General features: G+C 74.3%; 1 protein-coding gene. It reads right to left on the bottom strand.

The genetic code is table 11. The features are described 5' to 3' along the window. Positions 1 to 960: serine/threonine-protein kinase (locus tag ACFVHB_RS40115; protein WP_380332927.1), on the bottom strand; the 960-nt coding region annotated here is incomplete at its 3' end. Positions 961 to 1,460 lie beyond the last annotated feature (500 nt).

Here is a 1,460-nt window from a genome sequence, read left to right as displayed (position 1 = left end):
GGTCCCGGGCGGGCAGGCCGGTGGGCCCGGCGGGAAGGGTGGCGGCGGTGGCGGCGCGTCGGACACCGGTGCGGGCGGCAGCGCGGTGAGGACGCCGCGGGCGGCGACGACGTCCGCGGCGACGGCCGGTGGCAGCCAGCCGCCCGTGGGCGCCGGGCGGCCGATCCGCTCCACCAGCTCGACGAGTTGACCCGGCGCCGGGCGGTGCGCCGGGTGCTTGGCCAGGCAGGCCGCCACGAGGTGCCGGATGCCGCCCGGCAGCCCGCCGAGGTCCGGTTCGGTGTTCACCACCCGGAACAGCACGGCCGCCCCGGCGCCCTCGCCGAACAGGTGCCGTCCGAGCGCCGCGTAGGCGACGGTCGAGCCGAGCGAGAACACGTCGCTCGCCGGACCGACCGGCTCCCCCAGCGCCTGTTCCGGCGACATGTACGGCGCCGAGCCGATGACCGAGCCGGTGGTGGTCAGGCCGGTGCCGTCGGCCGCCCGGGAGATGCCGAAGTCGATGACGTGCGGCCCGTCGAGCGCCAGCAGCACGTTGGCGGGCTTGAGGTCACGGTGGATCAGCCCGGCCCGGTGCACCTCGGCGAGCGCCTCGGCCAGCCCGGCCGCGAGCGTGCGCACCGTCTCCTCGGGCAGCGGGCCGTGCCCGGCGACGGCCCGCTGGAGCGACACGCCGGCCACGAAGGCCGTCGCCATCCACGGTGTCGCCGCCTCGGTGTCCGCGTCCACCACGGGTGCGGTGAACGCGCCGGAGACCCGGCGGGCCGCCGCCACCTCCTGCCGGAAGCGCGCACGGAAGGAGGCGTCCTCGGCCAGCTCCGGGCGCACCACCTTGACCGCCACGGTCCGCCCGCCGGCCGACCGGCCCAGGTACACCGCGCCCATGCCGCCGGCCCCGAGCCGCCCCGCGAGTGCGTACGGCCCGACCTGTCGCGGGTCCGCGGCCCCGAGTTGCTCCAACGCCTTCCCCTCCCCGTGAGGCTCACAGGCTAGGGCGAAGACCGTGCACACGGCAGGGGATCAGCCGCTTTCACACCGGTACCTCACCGCCAAGGGCGCACCGGCGGGCGGTTGTTGACGGTCTGGGATAGCATCGCCTCATCTGTCATGTACAGCCAGACCGCGGTCGGGCGGAAGCGCAACGGTCCGATAACGACACCTGGACCCCTCGGCCCGCCTCGTGAATACTTCGCGGCACGGTAGCGTTCGGATCTGCTTGAAACTGTCGATCTTCGAGCATGGATGAACACATACGCGTCAGGGACGGCCGGCCACCCCACGAGGCCGCCCGCGCGCAGGTCCGACGACTACTCCCGGCTCTGAATCCCAGGAGCGGACCCGGCCGGACACGGGTCCGACGGCACGAAGGCGGTGACTGTGGTGAACAGGCGTGTGCTCGCTCTCTCGGCGGTGTGTACGGTCGGCGTTCTCGTCCTCGCGGGCTGCGGTAGCGGTGGTGG

Origin of the sequence: Kitasatospora sp. NPDC127111, assembly GCF_042677465.1 — a bacterium.
Classification (GTDB): Bacteria; Actinomycetota; Actinomycetes; order Streptomycetales; family Streptomycetaceae; genus Kitasatospora.
This window is presented reverse-complemented; position numbering and strand designations above follow the sequence as displayed.